Genomic DNA, 16,065 nt, shown 5'->3' with positions numbered 1-16,065 from the left:
TATCAGAGCGCATAACGTCGTGCATCGGCCAGCCTGAGGCTCAACCCGTTGCCGACGTGATCGAGGTCCGGGGCGATGGCGCCATTGCGCAGTTGCGGGGCGCCGTCGAAGAACAGCGATTCGATACGCACATGATCGTGAAACCATTCCAGATGGCGCAGACGGGGCGCCGCGCAGGCCACATGCAGATGCAGCGCCGGCGCGCAGTGGGCGGAACAGTCCAGGTGATAGGCCTCGCATAGCGTTGCCGCGGCGAGAAAGCCGCTGACCCCGCCGCAGCGGGTGATATCGGCCTGCAGCACGTCCACCGCGCCGGCCTCCAGCAAATGGCGGAAGTCATCGAGGGTGTAGCCGTATTCCCCGGCGGCCACCTCGACCGGCAGACCCAGGGCGCCAAGTCCGTCGCGCACCCGGCGCAACCCATCAGGGTCGTCGGAGCTGACCGGCTCCTCGAACCACTCGATGCCCTGCTCCCGGACATGGGCGGCGAAGGCGAGCGCGCTGCGGCTGCTGTGGGCGCCGTTTGCATCGACGAACAGCCCGGCGCCGCCGATGGCCGAGCGTGCCGCGGTCACGCGCTGGGCGTCGCGGGCGGCGTCGGCGCCGATCTTCATCTTTACCCAGCGGCAGCCGCCCTCTTCCACCCAGCGCCCCAGTTGCTCGCGCAGGCGACCATCGTCGTAACTGATGAAACCGCCGCTGCCATACACCGGCACCTGCTCGCGCAAACCGCCGAGCAGGGTCACCAGCGGCAGCTCCAGCAACCGGGCCTTGAGGTCCCAGAGTGCAAAGTCCAGGGCGGAGATGGCGCACGCCGTCAGCCCCGAACGGCCGAGGTTGCGCACGCTGCGCCAGAGCCGCCGGCCGATCAGGCCGACCGCGAAGGCATCGGCGCCTTCGACCAGCTTGCGGCAATGCTCGTCGATCAGCCGCACCAAGGAGGCATCGGCATAGGTGTAGCCGATGCCCGTGCAGGCGCCGGCCTGCACCTCCACCAGCACCAGCGTGGTCGCCCGCCAGTCGAAGGTGCCATCGGCTTCCGGCGCATCCGTGGGTATCCGGTAGGCCGCCGCGCGAACCGCGGTGATCTCGGGCCCCTGTCCGCCCCTCACAAGCTATTCCTTGCTGCCGCCGGGCAGGAGGGAGCCGAGCACCTGCTTGGCCGATTGCACGAGGATGCTGCCCTCGTTCGGATCGCCCTGCAGCAGGGTCTTGGCGAACTTCTTGGCCTGGGCCACGGTGATGTGCGGCGGCAGCGGCGGCACGCTGGGGTCGGTCTTGAACTCGATCAGCACCGGCCGGTCGGCGGCCAGGGCCTCCTCCCAGGCACCGGCCACCGCATCCTCGCGGTCGACATAGATGCCCTTGAGGCCGATGGACTCGGCGAACTTGTGATAGGGCACGTTGGGAATGTTCTGCGACGCCTCGAACTTCGGATCGCCGGCCATCACGCGCTGCTCCCAGGTGACCTGATTGAGGTCTTCGTTGTTGAACACCGCGCAGACCCACTTCGGGTTGTCCCACTCGCGCCAGTACTTGGCCACGGTGATCAGCTCGGCCATGTTGTTCATCTGCATGGCGCCGTCGCCCACCAGCGCCACTACCGGGCGGTCCGGGTGGGAGAACTTGGCGGCAATCGAATAGGGCACCGCAGCGCCCATCGAAGCCAGGCCGCCGGACAGCGAGCACATCATGCCGCGGCGAATCTTCAGGTCGCGGGCGTACCAGTTGGCGCAGGAGCCGGAATCGCAGGTGACGATGACCCGCTCCGGCAGACGCGGCGACAGCTCGTAGACGACCCGCTGCGGGTTGATCGGGTCGGCCGAGAACAGCGCGCGCTTCTCCAACGTGCGCTCCCAGTCGGCACGCCAGTCCTCGATGGCGCCGCGCCAGCTGCGGTCGTCCTTCTCCTGAAGCAACGGCAGGAGCGCGCGCAGGGTTTCCGCCGAGTCGCCGACCAGATTGACCTCCATCGGGTAGCGCAGGCTGAGCATGTCCGGCTGGATGTCGATCTGCACACCGCGCGCCTGCCCCACTTCCGGCAGGAACTCGGAATAGGGAAAGCCGGAACCGATCATCAGGAAGGTGTCGCACTCGGTCATCAGCTTGTAACTGGGCACGGTGCCAAGCAGGCCAATGCAGCCGGTGACCCAGGTCAGTTCGTCGGGCAGCACGGCCTTGCCGAGCAGCGCCTTGGCCACGCCGGCACCGAGTTTCTCGGCGACCTGAATGACCTCGTCGGTCGCACCGAGTGCGCCGGCCCCGACCAAGATGGCGACCTTCTTGCCGGCATTGAGCACATCGGCGGCACGCTGCAGGTCATCTGCGTAGGGCACTACCTTGGGCTTGCTGTAGCCAACACCGGTATGCACCGCGCCGTGCTTGCGCGGCGGCTCGCTGTAGGTGGCCTCCTGCAGGTCGTTGGGCAGAATGATCGCGGTCACCCGGCGTTCGCCGACCGCGGTGCGGATCGCGCGGTCCACGAGGTGACGCACCTGCGCCGGCGCGCTGGCCTGCTGCACGAAGGCCCCTGCCACATCCTTGTACAGCGAGACCAGGTCGAGTTCCTGCTGGTAGTGGGCGCCCAGCGAGGTGCGCGCCTGCTGCCCGGTGATCGCCAGCACCGGCATGTGGTCCATGCGCGCATCGTAGAGGCCGGTCACCAAGTGCGATGCACCGGGCCCGGAGGTGGCGATGCACACGCCCAACCCGCCGCTGAACTTGGCATCCGCCGAGGCCATGAAGGCGGCCATTTCCTCATGCCGCGCCTGGATGAACTTGATCTTGCCCTCGGCCCGGTTCAACGCGCCGAACACGCCGTTGATGCCATCGCCCGGATAACCGTAGATACGCCGCACGCCCCATTGATGGAGCCGCTCGACGATGAAATCGCTGACTGTCATTGCCATGGCAATACCCTCGCGGTGCTGGCCGTTCGATATGCAAAGCCAGGCACACACAAAGGCCGATGAGCCATGGGCGTCACGAACAACGCGTGCTGAGGGCCCTCGAATGCCTGGTCTCTAGGTCTTGACCGGAGACTGGCGCAAGAGTTTTCCGGGCTTGCCGGGCGGAGGGGCACGCCGCGTTGCGCTTGAAAGGCGCGTATCGCCCAGGCGCCGGGGCATCCGGCCAAAGAAGGTACGAGCAGAAAAGCGCCAGAAAAAACAAAGCCCCCTGACGGGGGCTCGTATACAGCGCGGCGGAAGGCTCAGCCGATCTTGTTGCCGTGGGCCTGTTGGTCGGCATGGTAGGAGGAACGCACCAGCGGCCCGGAGGCGACGTTCTTGAAGCCCATCTTCTCGCCCTCTTCGGCGAACCAAGCGAAGGTGTCCGGATGCACGAAGCGCTGCACCGGCAGGTGGCTACGCGAAGGCTGCAGATACTGGCCGAGGGTGAGCATGTCGATATCGTGCTCGCGCATGCGCTGCATGACCTCGATGACCTCCTCGTCGGTCTCGCCCAGGCCGAGCATCAGTCCGGACTTGGTCGGCACATGGGGCACCATCTGCTTGAAGCGCTGCAGCAGGTCCAGCGACCACTCGAAGTCCGAGCCCGGACGCGCCGCCTTGTACAGGCGCGGCACGGTTTCCAGGTTGTGGTTGAACACGTCCGGCGGCTCGGTGGCGGTGATCTCCAGCGCCACGTCCATGCGCCCACGATAGTCGGGCACCAGGGTTTCCAGCTGCACGCCGGGGGACAGCTGGCGAATCTCGCGCAGGCAGTCGGCGAAGTGCTGGGCACCGCCGTCGCGCAGGTCGTCGCGGTCCACCGAGGTGATCACCACGTACTTCAGGCGCAGGTCGGCGATGGCGATGGCGAGGTTCTTCGGCTCGTCCGCATCCAGCGGCTTCGGTCGGCCGTGGCCAACGTCGCAGAACGGGCAGCGACGGGTGCAGATGTCGCCCATGATCATGAAGGTGGCGGTACCGCCACTGAAGCACTCGCCAAGGTTCGGGCAGGAGGCTTCCTCGCAGACGCTGTGCAGCTTGTGCTTGCGCAGCAGTTGCTTGATGCGCTCGACCTCCGGGGTGACCGGGATGCGCACGCGAATCCAGTCCGGCTTGCGCGGCAACTCTTCGGTGGGAATGATCTTGACCGGGATGCGCGCGACCTTTTCCGCGCCGCGCAGTTTGACGCCCGCTTCGACTTTGGCCGGTTTGCCGGCGCCTTCGACAGTACTGCTCATAAGGATTCGATACCGCCCGTGAGGGTCTTCTGTTCAGCGTAATCGAGGTGTGAGACGAGCTGCGCGCGCAAGCGGGCACTTACCTCGGCGAAATCGACGGCGCACCCGGCCAGCAGGTCGCGCAACTGGGTCATGGCCAGCCCGGCGTAGCCGCACGGGTTGATCCGGCGGAACGGCTCCAGGTCCATGTCCACGTTCAGCGCCAGGCCATGGAACGAGCGGCCGTTGCGGATGCGCAGGCCCAGCGAGGCGATCTTCGCGCCGTTCACGTAGACCCCCGGCGCATCCGGCCGGGCGTTGGCCTGCACGTCGTACTCGGCAAGCAGGTCGATCAGGCTGGCCTCGATGCGGCTGACCAGCTCGCGCACGCCGAGCCGGGAACGACGCACATCCAGCAGCAGATAAGCGACCAGTTGGCCGGGGCCGTGGTAGGTCACCTGGCCGCCGCGATCCACCTGCACCACCGGGATATCGCCGGGCAGCAGCAGGTGCTCGGCCTTGCCGGCCTGGCCCTGGGTGAAGACCGGCGGGTGCTGCAGCAACCAGAGCTCGTCCTGGGTTTCCGGCCCGCGCTCGTTGGTGAAGCGCTGCATGGCCTGCCAGGCAGGCAGATAGTCGACCAGCCCCAGCTCGCGCACCCCGAGGGCGGCGGACATCAGAGCACCATGTGCACGCGGCCGGTGGCCCGCAGGTCGACGTGGATCGCCTGGAGCTGCTCCACGCCGGTGGCGGTGATCAGCACCTGTACCGAGAGGAAACGGCCGTTGCGGCTGTCGCGCACCACCAGGCTGGCGGTGTCGAGATCGGGCGCGTGGCGCTGGATCACTTCGACCACCAGGTCGGCAAAGCCTTCGCCGGCGTCGCCGATCACCTTGATCGGGTAGCGCTCGCAGGGAAAGTCGATTTTCGGGGCTTGGATATCGTCGGTCATAGAGGCTCGGGCGGACTCGTGATCCGCGCTGCGGGCGCCCCGGATAGAGGCGCCCGCTCAGGAAAAATCAGTTGAACAAACCGTAGAAGAACAGGCGGATGCTATCCCACAGGCGGCGGAAGAAGCCACCTTGCTCGACGCGGTCGAGGGCAATCAGGTCGGCGCTGTGCACCACCTCGTCCCCCAGCTTGACCTCGACCTTGCCGATCACCTGGCCCTGCTCGATGGGTGCCATCAGCTGCGGATCGATGACCATGCTGGCTTCCAGCTTCTCCAACTGGCCCTTGGGCAGGGTCAGGGTCAGATTGTCGGCCAGCCCGGCCGTGACCTCGCGGGCTGTGCCCTTCCAGACCATGGCCTTGGCCAGCTCGGCGCCCTTCTTGTAGAAGGTGCGGGTTTCGAAGAAGCGGAAGCCATAGGTCAGCAGCTTCTGGGTTTCCTCGGCACGGGCCTTCTCGCTGTTGGTACCGAATACCGCGGTGATCAGGCGCATGCCATCACGCTGGGCGGAGGCCACCAGGCAGAAGCCGGCTTCCTCGGTGTGCCCGGTCTTCAGGCCGTCGACGGTCTTGTCGCGCCACAGCAACAGGTTGCGGTTGGGCTGCTTGATGCCGTTCCAGAGGAATTCCTTCTGCGCGTAGATGGCGTAGTGTTGCGGGTCCTCGTAGACGATGGCACGGGCCAGCCTGGCCATGTCATGGGCCGAGGAATAATGCTCCGGGTCCGGCCAGCCGGTGGCGTTGACGAAGTGGGTGTTCTCCATGCCCAGGCGCTGGGCATGGTGGTTCATCATGTCGGCGAAGGCATCCTCGCTGCCGGCGATGTGCTCGGCCAGGGCCACGCTGGCATCGTTGCCGGACTGGATGATGATGCCGTGCAGCAGGTCGCTGACCGATACCTCGTTGCCGACCTCGATGAACATCTTCGAGCCGCCCATGCGCCAGGCTTTCTCGCTGACGCGCACCATGTCGCTTTCCTTGATCTCGCCCTGGTTGATCTGCAGGGTGGCGATGTACGCGGTCATCAGCTTGGTCAGGCTGGCCGGCGGCAGGCGCTCGTCGCTGTTGTTCTCCACCAGTACCTGACCGCTGGCAGCATCCATGAGCACATAGGACTTGGCTGCCAGTTGCGGCGGCGCCGGGATCACCGTATCGGCCAGAGCCAGCGGCGCAGCGAGCAACAGGGATAAGGAAAGGTTGCGGGCAAAGCTGATGATGTTCATCCGTCTCTCTGAGATTCGTGGGTGGCGGCCCTCGCGGGCCGGGGGTGAAGCGTCAGTCCAGCTGGACCAGGGTCGGTTGGCCGAGGTTGGCCAGCCGCAGGCTTTCCTGCAGCCGCTGCACCTCATCCTGCGTTTCGATCGGCCCCAGTCTCACCCGGTGCAATATCTGCTGATCGCGCACGACCGAGCTGATGAACACCGGCGCACTGGACATCCCGTTCAGCTTGGCCTTGAGCAGCTCGGCAGCGTCCGGATTGGCGAAGGCTGCCACTTGGAGATACAGGCCAGAGGCTCCGACTGAAGCGTTTTTTTTTGAGTCGATCTGCACCGGCAGCACGGCCGCGGCGTGCTGCTGCGCGGGCGGCACGTATTCCTCGATCGGCTGGGCGGCGGCCTGGACAATCGGCTGCGGCTTGGCCGGCTGTTGCCCGGCGGCTAGCACCAGCGGCACCGGACGCCCTTGCTGGGCCCACCACTCCTTGGGGTCGATGCCTTCGACCTTGACCCGCGCCACGCCGCGCTCGGCGTAACCGAGCTTCTTCGCCGCGGCAAAGGACAGGTCGATGATGCGATCGGAGTAGAACGGCCCGCGATCGTTCACCCGCAGGATCACGCTGCGGCCGTTCTCCAGGTTGGTCACCCGCACGTAGCTGGGCAGCGGCAGGGTCTTGTGCGCCGCGGTCATGCCGTACAGGTCGTAGGTCTCGCCGTTGGCGGTGGCCTGGCCGTGGAAGCGCGTGCCATACCAGGAAGCGACGCCCACCGCCTGGTACCGGCGCACGTCGCTAAGCGGGTAGTAGGTCTGGCCGAACACCGTGTAGGGGCTGTTCTTCAGCGGGCCGTTGTAAGGCATGGGCACTGCATCGGGAATCCTCGATACGTCGACGTCCCACCAGGGCGCGCCGTCCTTGTGCGGACGCGTATAGTCGCCCGGCCCGGAGATCGGCTGGCTGCCGGGAGCGACCGGCTGCGGCGCACGGTTGCTCGAACAGCTGGCCAGGACCAGCGCCAGGATGCCGCAGGCGGCGAGTTTGAAAGAGGTGTCGCGCATTTACTTCTTGCCTCGCGCCTGGACCAGCAGATCGGACAACTGATGCACGGCCATGGCATACATCACGCTGCGGTTATAGCGGGTGATCACGTAGAAATTCTGCAGGCCCAACCAGTGCTCCGGCCCGGCCTCGCCTTCCAGGCGAAAGGCGATGGCCTTCATGTCGTCGGCCAGCGCATCCTGACTGCTCCAGCCCAGGCTGCGCAACTCGCCGACGCTCTTCACCGGGTCCAGGCCCTCGGTGAGTCCGGCGTCGGCCTGCTCGCCCTTGACCTCGGCGCGACTCACCACCGGTTCGCCGGCGACCCAGCCATGACGCTGAAAATAGCTGGCGACACTGCCGATGGCATCGGTGGGGTTCTGCCAGATGTCGATATGGCCGTCGCCGTCGAAGTCGACCGCATAGGCGCGGAAGCTGCTAGGCATGAATTGCGGCAGGCCCATGGCGCCGGCGTAGGAGCCCTTGAGGGTCAACGGATCGACCTGTTCCTCGCGGGCCAGCAGCAGGAATTCCTTGAGCTGCTGACGGAAGAACGGTGCCCGTGGCGGATAGTCGAAGCCCAGCGTGGACAGCGCGTCGATCACCCGGTAGCTGCCGGTATTGCCGCCATAGAAGGTTTCCACGCCGATGATCGCGACGATCACCTGCGGCGGCACACCGTATTCGCGCTCGGCACGGGCGAGGTCGGCCTCGTGCTCGCGCCAGAAATCCACACCGCGGGCGATGCGGGTCTCGGTGATGAAGATCGGCCGATACTCCTTCCACGGCTTGACCCGTTCGGCCGGCCGCGAAATGGCATCGAGAATCGCCTGCTTGCGCTGCACGTCATGGAACAGGCTGACCAGTTGTTCGCCGGCGAAGCCGTAGTCGCGGGTCATTTCGGCGACGAATTCGGCCACCTGCGGCGAGCCGATGTAATCGCCGGCCTGGGCCGGCGCGGCAAGCAACGCCGACAAACCGATCCAGGAACCGTGGCAAGCCACCCAGCGATACATCCGTTTCATTGAACTCATGCGTGCTTCAAACCTGCGCGATCCACTTGCGGTGGGTGTGGACCGCCATCAAAACCCCGAACCCTGACAGCAGGGTCACCAATGAAGTTCCACCGTAGCTAATGAACGGCAGAGGTACTCCCACCACCGGCAGCAGTCCGCTGACCATGCCGATGTTGACGAATACATAGACGAAGAATGTCATGGTCAGGCTGCCTGCCAGCAGCTTGCCGAACAGCGTCTGTGCCTGGGCGGTAATCACCAGGCCGCGACCGATCAGCAGCAGGTACAACAGCAATAGCAGGCAGATGCCGACCAGACCGAACTCCTCGCCCAAAACGGCAATGATAAAGTCCGTATGGCTTTCCGGCAAAAAATCCAGATGCGACTGGGTACCGAGCAGCCAGCCCTTGCCCAGTACCCCCCCGGAACCGATGGCCGCCTTGGACTGGATGATGTTCCAGCCGGTGCCCAGCGGGTCGCTTTCCGGGTCGAGGAAGGTCAGCACGCGCTGCTTCTGGTAGGTCTTCAGCACGAAGAACCACATGCCGATGGCGATCGGCACCACCGCCGCCACCGCACCGAGAATCCAGCGCCAGCGCAACCCGGCCATGAACAGCACGAAGGCGCCGGACACCAGGATCAACAGCGAGGTACCAAGATCCGGCTGCTTGAGAATCAGCAGGAACGGCACGCCGATCAGTGCCAGGCTGATGGAGATGTGCTTGAGCCGCGGCGGCAGGCTGTGGCGCGACAGGTACCAGGCGATGGTCGCCGGCATGATGATCTTCATGAACTCCGAGGGCTGGAAACGAATCACCCCGGGGATGTTGATCCAGCGCGCGGCACCCTTGGCCTCGTGGCCCATGACATCCACCACTACCAAGAGCCCGACGCCGACCAGGTAGGCCAGCGGCACCCAGCGGGACATGAAGCGCGGCTCGAACTGGGCGATCACCAGCATCGCCAGCAGGCCCACGCCGAAGGACACCGCCTGCTTCATCAGCATGTCCATGCTCTTGCCGCTGGCCGAATAGAGCACGAACAATCCGCCAGCGGCGAGCAATAGAAGTAGCAACAGTAATTGCCCGTCGATGTGCAGGCGCTGCAGCAGGCTGGCGCGGCGGCGCATGACGTCTTCGCTGGACAGGGTGCGGTCGAAATTGCTGTTCATCGGCTGCTCACCTGCGGGGCGCCCGGGCTGCGATATTCGGCCTTCAGCTCGCCGTTGTCGTCGAGCAGCCAGGCATCCATGACTTGCTTGACCACCGGTGCGGCGACGCCGGAGCCGGACTCGCCGTTCTCCACCATCACCGCCACGGCGATCTGTGGGTTGTCCGCCGGCGCGAAGGCGACGAACAGCGCGTGGTCGCGATGCCGCTCCTGCAGCTTGGTGCGGTCGTACTTTTCGCCCTGTTTGATCGCCACGACCTGGGCCGTGCCGCTCTTGCCAGCGATGCGGTAGACGGCGGTATCACCAACCTTGCGCGCCGTACCGCGCGCGCCGTGCATGACCTGCTCCATACCCAGACGGCTGTAGTCCCAGAACTTCGGATCGCGCAACTGGATGTCGGGCATCGGCTCGGGGTCGACCGGCGGTTGCCCGTCGACGGTCTTGGCCAAGTGCGGGCGAATCCACTTGCCCCGGTTGGCCATCAGGGTGACCGCCTGCGCCAGCTGCAACGGCGTGGTCTGCATGTAGCCCTGACCGATCCCGAGGATCAAGGTTTCGCCCGGATACCAGGGCTGATTGTAGCGGGCGCGCTTCCACTGCCGGGAAGGCATCAGCCCGTCGGTTTCCTCGTTCATGTCCAGCGCCACGCGCTGGCCGAGACCGAAGCGCGACATGTAGTCGTGCATGCGGTCGATACCCAGCTTGTGGGCCAGGTCGTAAAAATAGGTGTCGTTGGAGCGCATGATCGCCATCTCCAGGTCCACCCAGCCATCGCCGTTGCGGTTCCAGTTGCGGTACTTGTGGCTGCTGTTGGCCAGTTGATAGAAGCCGGGATCGAACACACGCGTGCTCGGCGTGATCACGCCGGCGTCGAGCCCGGCCACCGCCATCATCGGCTTGATCGTCGAACCCGGCGGATAGAGGCCGCGCAACACGCGGTTGTACAGCGGCCGGTCAATGGAATCGCGCAGCTCGGCATAGGCCTTGAAGCCGATGCCGGTGACGAACGGATTGGGGTCGAAGCTCGGCTGGCTGACCATCGCCAGCACTTCGCCGGTGCTTGGCTGGATCGCCACGATCGCCCCGCGTCGCCCGTCCAGGGCTTTCTCGGCGGCCTGCTGCAGGCTCACGTCGAGGGTCAGCACCACGTCCTGTCCAGGCAGCGGGTCAGTGCGCTTGAGCACGCGCAGCACCCGACCACGGGCATTGGTCTCGACTTCCTCGTAGCCGACCTGGCCGTGCAACTGGGCCTCGTAGAATTTCTCGATACCGGTCTTGCCGATGTGGTGGGTGCCGCTGTAGTTCACCGGGTCGAGCTTCTGCAGTTCTTCTTCGTTGATGCGCCCGACGTAGCCCACCGAATGGGCGAAGTGCTCGCCCTGGGGATAATGCCGCACCAGTTGCGCCACCACCTCGACCCCCGGCAGGCGGAACTGGTTGACGGCGATGCGGGCGATCTGTTCCTCGGTCAGCTCGAACATCACCGGCACTGGCTCGAACGGCCGGCGACTCTGCTTCATGCGCTTGTCGAACAGCGCACGGTCGTCCTCGCCGAGCTCCAGCACCTCGACGATCACGTCCAGCACCTGCTGCCAGTCGCCCGCGCGCTCGCGGGTCACGCTCAGGCTGAAACTCGGCCGGTTGTCGGCGATGATCACGCCGTTGCGATCGAAGATCAGCCCACGGGTCGGCGGGATCGGCTGCACGTGCACCCGATTGTTTTCCGACAGCGTCGAGTGATGCTCGTACTGAATCACCTGCAGATAGTACAGGCGCATCACCAGCACGGCCGTCAGCAGCAGCACGAAGAATGCGCCGACCACCACCCGCTTGCGCACCTGGCGGGCGTCCCTCTCGTGGTCTTTCAGGCGGATCGGCTGCGGCATCGATAACTACTTGTGATAGGGATGGCCGGACAGGACGGTCCAGGCGCGGTAAATCTGTTCGCCGATCAGGATACGCACCAACGGATGGGGCAGGGTCAGGGGGGACAGCGACCAGCGCTGCTCGCTGCGCGCACAGACGTCCGGCGCCAGCCCCTCGGGGCCTCCGACCATCAGGTTGACGGTGCGCGCATCCAGGCGCCAACGGTCCAGTTCGCGGGCGAGCTGCTCGGTGCTCCAAGGGCGGCCTTCGACCTCCAGAGTCACGATGCGTTCCCCCGGCTGAACCTTCGCCAGCATGGCGTCGCCTTCCTGGCGAATCAAGCGCGACACGTCGGCATTCTTGCCGCGAGTGCCGAGCGGTATCTCCACCAGCTCCAGCGCCAGCTCAGGCGGCAGGCGCTTGGCGTATTCCTGCCAGCCCTCCTCCACCCAGCGCGGCATGCGCGAGCCGACGGCGATCAGACGCAGACGCACGGCGCGACCTCCGTCACTCGTGCTCGTGACCGTGCTGGGCGCGACTCTGCTCGGCGCCCTGCCACAGGCGCTCGAGATCGTAGAACTGGCGGGTGGCCACCTGCATCACATGCACCACCACGTCGCCCAGGTCGAGCAGGGCCCACTCGCCGCCTTCCAGGCCTTCGCTGCCCAGCGGGCGCACGCCCTGCTCCTTGACCTTTTCCAGCACATTGTCGGCCATCGACTTGACGTGGCGGCTGGAGGTGCCGCTGGCGATCACCATGAAGTCGGTGACGCTGGTCTTGCCGCGCACATCGATGGTGGTGATGTCCTGGGCCTTCATGTCTTCCAGGGCGCTAATTGCCAGCTGGACCAGTTGATCGTTTTGCATGCTAAGGAGTTACCTCGGTTGTCGCGGGGTACAGTCCCCGCGCTTGGATATAGGCCAGTACCGCGTCGGGCACCAGGAAACGGACCGATTTACCGCTGGCCAGGCGTTGCCGAATCTGCGTGGCGGATACCTCCAGCGGTGTCTGCCAGACGAAGGCGATCTGCCCGCTCGGCCCGGACAATGCCTGGGGATCGTTGACGCTGCGCGCCGCAAGCAGGTCGCGCAGCGCCTCCGGCGGCTCGCTGTCGGCGTCCGGCCGCTGCAGCACCAGCAGATGGCAGTGGTCGAGCAGCTCGGTCCAGCGGTGCCAGGTGGGCAGGCCGCAAAAGGCGTCCCAGCCCACCAATAGGAACAGCTGGTCGTCGGCCGCCAGCTCGGCGCGCAGCGATTCGAGGGTGTCGATGCTGTAGGACGGCTTGTCGCGCCTGAGTTCGCGGTCGTCCACGGTCAACGGCGGCACGTCGGCCACCGCCAGCCTGACCATCGCCAGACGCTCGGCCGCCGGTGTCTGCGGTTGGTCGCGATGCGGCGGCCGGAAGTTGGGGATCAGCCGCAGCTCGTCGAGGCCGAACTGCTCGGCGACCTCGAGGGCGCCGCGCAGGTGGCCGATGTGCACCGGATCGAAAGTGCCGCCGAGAATACCGATTCGTTTCGCCATCAGCCGCGCAGCTGACCGTCGCCGATCACCACGTATTTCTCGCAGGTCAGGCCTTCCAGGCCGACCGGGCCACGGGCGTGCAACTTGTCGGTGGAAATGCCGATCTCCGCCCCCAGGCCGTACTCGAAGCCGTCGGCGAAGCAGGTCGGTGTATTCAACATCACCGAGCTGGAATCCACCTCGGCGAGGAAGCGCCGCGCATGCCCCTGGTGCTCGGTGACGATGGCGTCGGTGTGGTGCGAACCGTAGCGGTTGATGTGCTCGATGGCCTCATCCAGGCCATTGACCACGCGGATCGACAGGATCGGCGCCAGATACTCGGTGCTCCAGTCCTCTTCGGTCGCCGGCAGCGCCTCGATCAGCGCGCGAGTGCGCTCGCAGCCACGCAGCTCGACACCCTTCTCGACGAACATCTGCGCCATGCCGGGCAGGAAGGTCGCGGCCAGGGCCTGGTCGACCAGCAGGGTCTCCATCGCCCCACAGATGCCGTAGCGGTAGCACTTGGCGTTGAAGGCGATGCTGCGGGCCTTTTCCAGCTCGGCCAGGGCATCCACGTAAACGTGGCAGATGCCGTCCAGGTGCTTGATCACCGGCACCCGCGCCTCGCGACTGATGCGCTCGATCAGGCTCTTGCCACCGCGCGGCACGATCACGTCGACGAATTCGGGCATGGAAATCAGTGCGCCGACCGCGGCCCGGTCGGTGGTTTCCACCACCTGCACGCAGGCCGACGGCAGGCCGGCATCGGCCAGCCCCTGCTGGATGCAGGCGGCGATGGCACGGTTGGAATGGATGGCTTCGGAGCCGCCGCGCAGGATGGTGGCGTTGCCGGACTTCAGGCACAGGCTGGCGGCGTCAATGGTCACGTTCGGGCGCGACTCGTAGATGATGCCGATCACGCCCAGCGGCACGCGCATCTTGCCGACCTGAATGCCCGACGGGCGATAGCTCATGTCACGGATGGCGCCGACCGGGTCGGGCAGCGCAGCGACCTGGCGCAGGCCGTCGATCATGCCGTCGATGCGCGCCGGGGTCAGGGCCAGGCGGTCTAGCAGCGCCGGCTCCAGGTCGTTGGCGCGGCCATTGGCCAGGTCCTGTTCGTTGGCAGCGGTCAGCTCGGCGCGGGCGGCATCGAGCGCGGCGGCGGCGGCCAGCAGGGCACGATTCTTCTGTGCGGTGGTGGCGCCGGCGATCACCCGGGAGGCCTCGCGCGCGGCGCGGCCCAGGCGGGTCATATAGTCGAGCACGGACTCGGTCATGGTCTGGTCGGTCTGGCAGTCGGAGAAAGCCGCTGATTATAGCGAGCGCGCCGGTCCACGCCCAGCGGCGGCGGGCAGATGGTAGACAGACCGTTCCCGCCGGCACCGCGGTAACGGCCATGAACGCAGGCCAGGGCGTCGCGCCAGGGGACGGTGACACCCAGGGCCGCGGGCCGCCCGAAGGTTGGGTAAACAAATCCGCCCCCGCTGTTTACCTTGGAATCACAAGAAGGCGCCCACCGTCGGAGACCCCGCCATGCGTTACCGCACAGACTACAGCGCCCAGCTCCTGACCGGCGCCCCGGACGTGCTCCACCTCGGCCGCTGGCGCCTGCACTACCAAGCCTACGCCCGGCATGCGAGCGACCCGCGCCCGCCGGTCCTGCTGCTGGGCGGCGCCTTCCAGAGCTTTCGCTCGTTCGCCGCCGAGGTGCAGGAATTGCTCGCCGAGCACCCGGTGATCCTGCTCGACCTGCCGAGCCAGGGCGGCAACCTGCAACCGGCGCCGGAGCTGCGCCTGGAAGATCTCGCCGACCTGATCGCCGCCTTCGCCGAGGAATTGCGCCTGGCGCCACTGATGCCCATCGGCCTGTCCTACGGATCGGCGCTCGCCGCGCTGTTCGCCGCTCGCCACCCGCAGCGCTGCGCGCGCCTGCTGCTGGCTGGCATCACTGCCTTCGGTCGCCCCGGTGCGCGGCGCCTGCTGGAGGAAGGCCTGGCACTGCTCGCCGAAGGCCGCAGCGAGGCCTTCGCCCAGGGCGCGCTGACCGGCCTGCTCAACCCGCTACGACTGAGCGAAACCGGCGTCGCGCCAGCCTTTCGCAAGGCCCTGCTGCGGCAGATGCAGCGCCTGTCACCTGCCGACTGCGAGCGCTACCGGCAGAACAGCCGCCGCCTGCTGGATTTCGCCGGCTTTTCCCGCCACCCGCAGTGCCCGACCTTGATCCTGGCCGGCGAGCACGATCACTTCACCCAACCCTGGGAGCACGCCTGCTTCGCCGCCGCCTGCGCCGAAGCCGAATGCGCGCTGATCCACAACGCCGACCATCTCGCCCAGTTCGAACGCCGCGCTGCCTGTGCCAGCCTCTACACCCCCTTCCTGCGTGGCGAACCGCTGCCCAGCCGCGGCCCTGGCTTCACCCGCCTGGCACGCGCGCGGCTCCTGGAACTGGAGAAACGCCATGAGCCTCGTCTGCAGCCGGCCCAGTGGCGTGCCCGCCTACACCATGCAGAAGCCGGCGAATGGCCGGTTGAATGGCGTGAACTAGGCTTTTTCGGTGGCCTGTTGCACGGCGACCTACCGCAGGAACTGCCCCTGCGCGGCTGGCAACTGCTCGGCAACGAACTGCCCGCCCTGGACCTGCTGCCGCTGCGCTGGGACGGCGACGGCATGGCGTTCGTCTTCCCACATACCGACGCCGAATCCAGCGCAGCACTGGCCGCACGCATAGGCCCACCGGCACCGCAGGCGGCTTGCGCCTAGCAGCCCACCGAACGGCAGGCGCGACTGCCAAGCCTGTTTCCATATAGCAGCCAACCCGCTTCGCGCCTGTCGATGACCGGACGAGCAGTGCGCAACTTGTTGCGCACCCTTCTGTGGATAAGCCGTGGGATAAACAGCGGCAACCCTTGCAAGCCCTACCGTTCAAGGCAGTGCGCAAGTTCTTGCGCAGCACTGCGCAAGTTCTTGCTCACTTTTCAGTGAGTTACCGCACAGTACGACCAAGCAAGCAAAATCAGTCATGCTATGTTACTGATTTAAATAGAAATTCAATTAATGGCACGGAAATGGCTCTCTCCTGGGCTCCCGGACCGGTCAAGGTCCACTACCAAGGCAAAGGAGAGCACCCATGCC

Annotated in this window: 15 protein-coding genes; 1 reads left to right on the top strand and 14 read right to left on the bottom strand. The window is 66.1% G+C overall.

The features are described from left to right. Positions 1 to 2: 2 nt before the first annotated feature. From ACWKV7_RS20965 to ACWKV7_RS20900, 14 genes are all read right to left on the bottom strand, one after another. Positions 3 to 1,112 (bottom strand): enolase C-terminal domain-like protein, encoded by a 1,110-nt coding sequence (locus tag ACWKV7_RS20965; protein WP_483859640.1) that lies wholly within the window; start codon positions 1,110 to 1,112, stop codon positions 3 to 5. A 3-nt stretch (positions 1,113 to 1,115) separates the two neighbouring features. Next, positions 1,116 to 2,909 carry a thiamine pyrophosphate-requiring protein gene (locus tag ACWKV7_RS20960; RefSeq protein ID WP_483859639.1) on the bottom strand — a complete coding sequence of 598 codons (1,794 nt, stop codon included), beginning with the start codon at positions 2,907 to 2,909 and terminating at the stop codon, positions 1,116 to 1,118. A gap of 302 nt (positions 2,910 to 3,211) precedes the next feature. Continuing rightward, positions 3,212 to 4,189: a lipoyl synthase gene (gene lipA, locus ACWKV7_RS20955; protein WP_483859638.1), complete on the bottom strand. Its 978-nt coding sequence runs from the start codon at positions 4,187 to 4,189 to the stop codon at positions 3,212 to 3,214. Further along, positions 4,186 to 4,845, bottom strand: a complete 660-nt coding sequence (gene lipB, locus ACWKV7_RS20950; protein ID WP_483859637.1) for a lipoyl(octanoyl) transferase LipB — start codon at positions 4,843 to 4,845, stop codon at positions 4,186 to 4,188. The genes lipA and lipB overlap by 4 nt, the downstream gene beginning before the upstream one ends. Beyond that, the gene (locus ACWKV7_RS20945) at positions 4,845 to 5,120 is read right to left on the bottom strand and encodes a DUF493 domain-containing protein (protein WP_483859636.1); all 276 of its coding nucleotides are present in this window, start codon (positions 5,118 to 5,120) and stop codon (positions 4,845 to 4,847) included. The genes lipB and ACWKV7_RS20945 overlap by 1 nt, the downstream gene beginning before the upstream one ends. A 67-nt stretch (positions 5,121 to 5,187) precedes the next feature. Continuing rightward, complete coding sequence (locus ACWKV7_RS20940) at positions 5,188 to 6,342, bottom strand: D-alanyl-D-alanine carboxypeptidase family protein (RefSeq protein ID WP_483859635.1); 1,155 nt, start codon at positions 6,340 to 6,342, stop codon at positions 5,188 to 5,190. 52 nt (positions 6,343 to 6,394) lie between these two features. Then, positions 6,395 to 7,393, bottom strand: coding sequence for a septal ring lytic transglycosylase RlpA family protein (locus ACWKV7_RS20935; RefSeq protein ID WP_483859634.1), 999 nt, complete (start codon positions 7,391 to 7,393; stop codon positions 6,395 to 6,397). Next, positions 7,394 to 8,398, bottom strand: a complete 1,005-nt coding sequence (gene mltB, locus ACWKV7_RS20930; protein ID WP_483859690.1) for a lytic murein transglycosylase B — start codon at positions 8,396 to 8,398, stop codon at positions 7,394 to 7,396. It abuts the gene before it with no gap. Between the two features lie 16 nt (positions 8,399 to 8,414). After that, positions 8,415 to 9,560 (bottom strand): rod shape-determining protein RodA, encoded by a 1,146-nt coding sequence (gene rodA / locus ACWKV7_RS20925; RefSeq protein WP_487249230.1) that lies wholly within the window; start codon positions 9,558 to 9,560, stop codon positions 8,415 to 8,417. Then, positions 9,557 to 11,446 (bottom strand): penicillin-binding protein 2, encoded by a 1,890-nt coding sequence (gene mrdA, locus ACWKV7_RS20920; protein WP_483859633.1) that lies wholly within the window; start codon positions 11,444 to 11,446, stop codon positions 9,557 to 9,559. Before mrdA ends, rodA begins: the two co-directional genes overlap by 4 nt. A gap of 6 nt (positions 11,447 to 11,452) precedes the next feature. Then, the gene (gene rlmH / locus ACWKV7_RS20915; protein ID WP_483859632.1) at positions 11,453 to 11,920 is read right to left on the bottom strand and encodes a 23S rRNA (pseudouridine(1915)-N(3))-methyltransferase RlmH; all 468 of its coding nucleotides are present in this window, start codon (positions 11,918 to 11,920) and stop codon (positions 11,453 to 11,455) included. A gap of 13 nt (positions 11,921 to 11,933) precedes the next feature. Then, positions 11,934 to 12,293 (bottom strand): ribosome silencing factor, encoded by a 360-nt coding sequence (gene rsfS / locus ACWKV7_RS20910; RefSeq protein WP_483859631.1) that lies wholly within the window; start codon positions 12,291 to 12,293, stop codon positions 11,934 to 11,936. 1 nt (position 12,294) lies between these two features. Beyond that, positions 12,295 to 12,951 carry a nicotinate-nucleotide adenylyltransferase gene (gene nadD, locus ACWKV7_RS20905; protein WP_483859630.1) on the bottom strand — a complete coding sequence of 219 codons (657 nt, stop codon included), beginning with the start codon at positions 12,949 to 12,951 and terminating at the stop codon, positions 12,295 to 12,297. Then, the gene (locus tag ACWKV7_RS20900; RefSeq protein WP_483859629.1) at positions 12,951 to 14,210 is read right to left on the bottom strand and encodes a glutamate-5-semialdehyde dehydrogenase; all 1,260 of its coding nucleotides are present in this window, start codon (positions 14,208 to 14,210) and stop codon (positions 12,951 to 12,953) included. Before ACWKV7_RS20900 ends, nadD begins: the two co-directional genes overlap by 1 nt. Before the next feature lie 256 nt (positions 14,211 to 14,466). On the opposite strand from ACWKV7_RS20900, the gene ACWKV7_RS20895 reads away from it, so the two are divergent. Further along, entirely contained in the window at positions 14,467 to 15,693 is a 1,227-nt protein-coding gene (locus tag ACWKV7_RS20895; RefSeq protein WP_483859628.1) for an alpha/beta fold hydrolase, read from the top strand. Positions 15,694 to 16,065 lie beyond the last annotated feature (372 nt).

The organism is Zestomonas ipomoeae (genome assembly GCF_057128665.1).
The sequence above is the reverse complement of the archived record's forward strand: the minus strand, read 5'-3'. Positions and strand labels throughout refer to the sequence as shown.

Excerpts from the sequence above, each read along its gene's own strand:
- ACWKV7_RS20960 (WP_483859639.1), bottom strand. The coding sequence starts at position 2,909 with ATGGCAATGACAGTCAGCGATTTCATCGTCGAGCGGCTCCATCAATGG.
- lipA (WP_483859638.1), bottom strand. The coding sequence starts at position 4,189 with ATGAGCAGTACTGTCGAAGGCGCCGGCAAACCGGCCAAAGTCGAAGCG.
- lipB (WP_483859637.1), bottom strand. The coding sequence starts at position 4,845 with ATGTCCGCCGCCCTCGGGGTGCGCGAGCTGGGGCTGGTCGACTATCTG.
- ACWKV7_RS20945 (WP_483859636.1), bottom strand. The coding sequence starts at position 5,120 with ATGACCGACGATATCCAAGCCCCGAAAATCGACTTTCCCTGCGAGCGC.
- ACWKV7_RS20940 (WP_483859635.1), bottom strand. The coding sequence starts at position 6,342 with ATGAACATCATCAGCTTTGCCCGCAACCTTTCCTTATCCCTGTTGCTC.
- ACWKV7_RS20935 (WP_483859634.1), bottom strand. The coding sequence starts at position 7,393 with ATGCGCGACACCTCTTTCAAACTCGCCGCCTGCGGCATCCTGGCGCTG.
- mltB (WP_483859690.1), bottom strand. The coding sequence starts at position 8,398 with ATGAAACGGATGTATCGCTGGGTGGCTTGCCACGGTTCCTGGATCGGT.
- rodA (WP_487249230.1), bottom strand. The coding sequence starts at position 9,560 with ATGAACAGCAATTTCGACCGCACCCTGTCCAGCGAAGACGTCATGCGC.
- mrdA (WP_483859633.1), bottom strand. The coding sequence starts at position 11,446 with ATGCCGCAGCCGATCCGCCTGAAAGACCACGAGAGGGACGCCCGCCAG.
- rsfS (WP_483859631.1), bottom strand. The coding sequence starts at position 12,293 with ATGCAAAACGATCAACTGGTCCAGCTGGCAATTAGCGCCCTGGAAGAC.
- nadD (WP_483859630.1), bottom strand. The coding sequence starts at position 12,951 with ATGGCGAAACGAATCGGTATTCTCGGCGGCACTTTCGATCCGGTGCAC.
- ACWKV7_RS20900 (WP_483859629.1), bottom strand. The coding sequence starts at position 14,210 with ATGACCGAGTCCGTGCTCGACTATATGACCCGCCTGGGCCGCGCCGCG.
- ACWKV7_RS20895 (WP_483859628.1), top strand. The coding sequence starts at position 14,467 with ATGCGTTACCGCACAGACTACAGCGCCCAGCTCCTGACCGGCGCCCCG.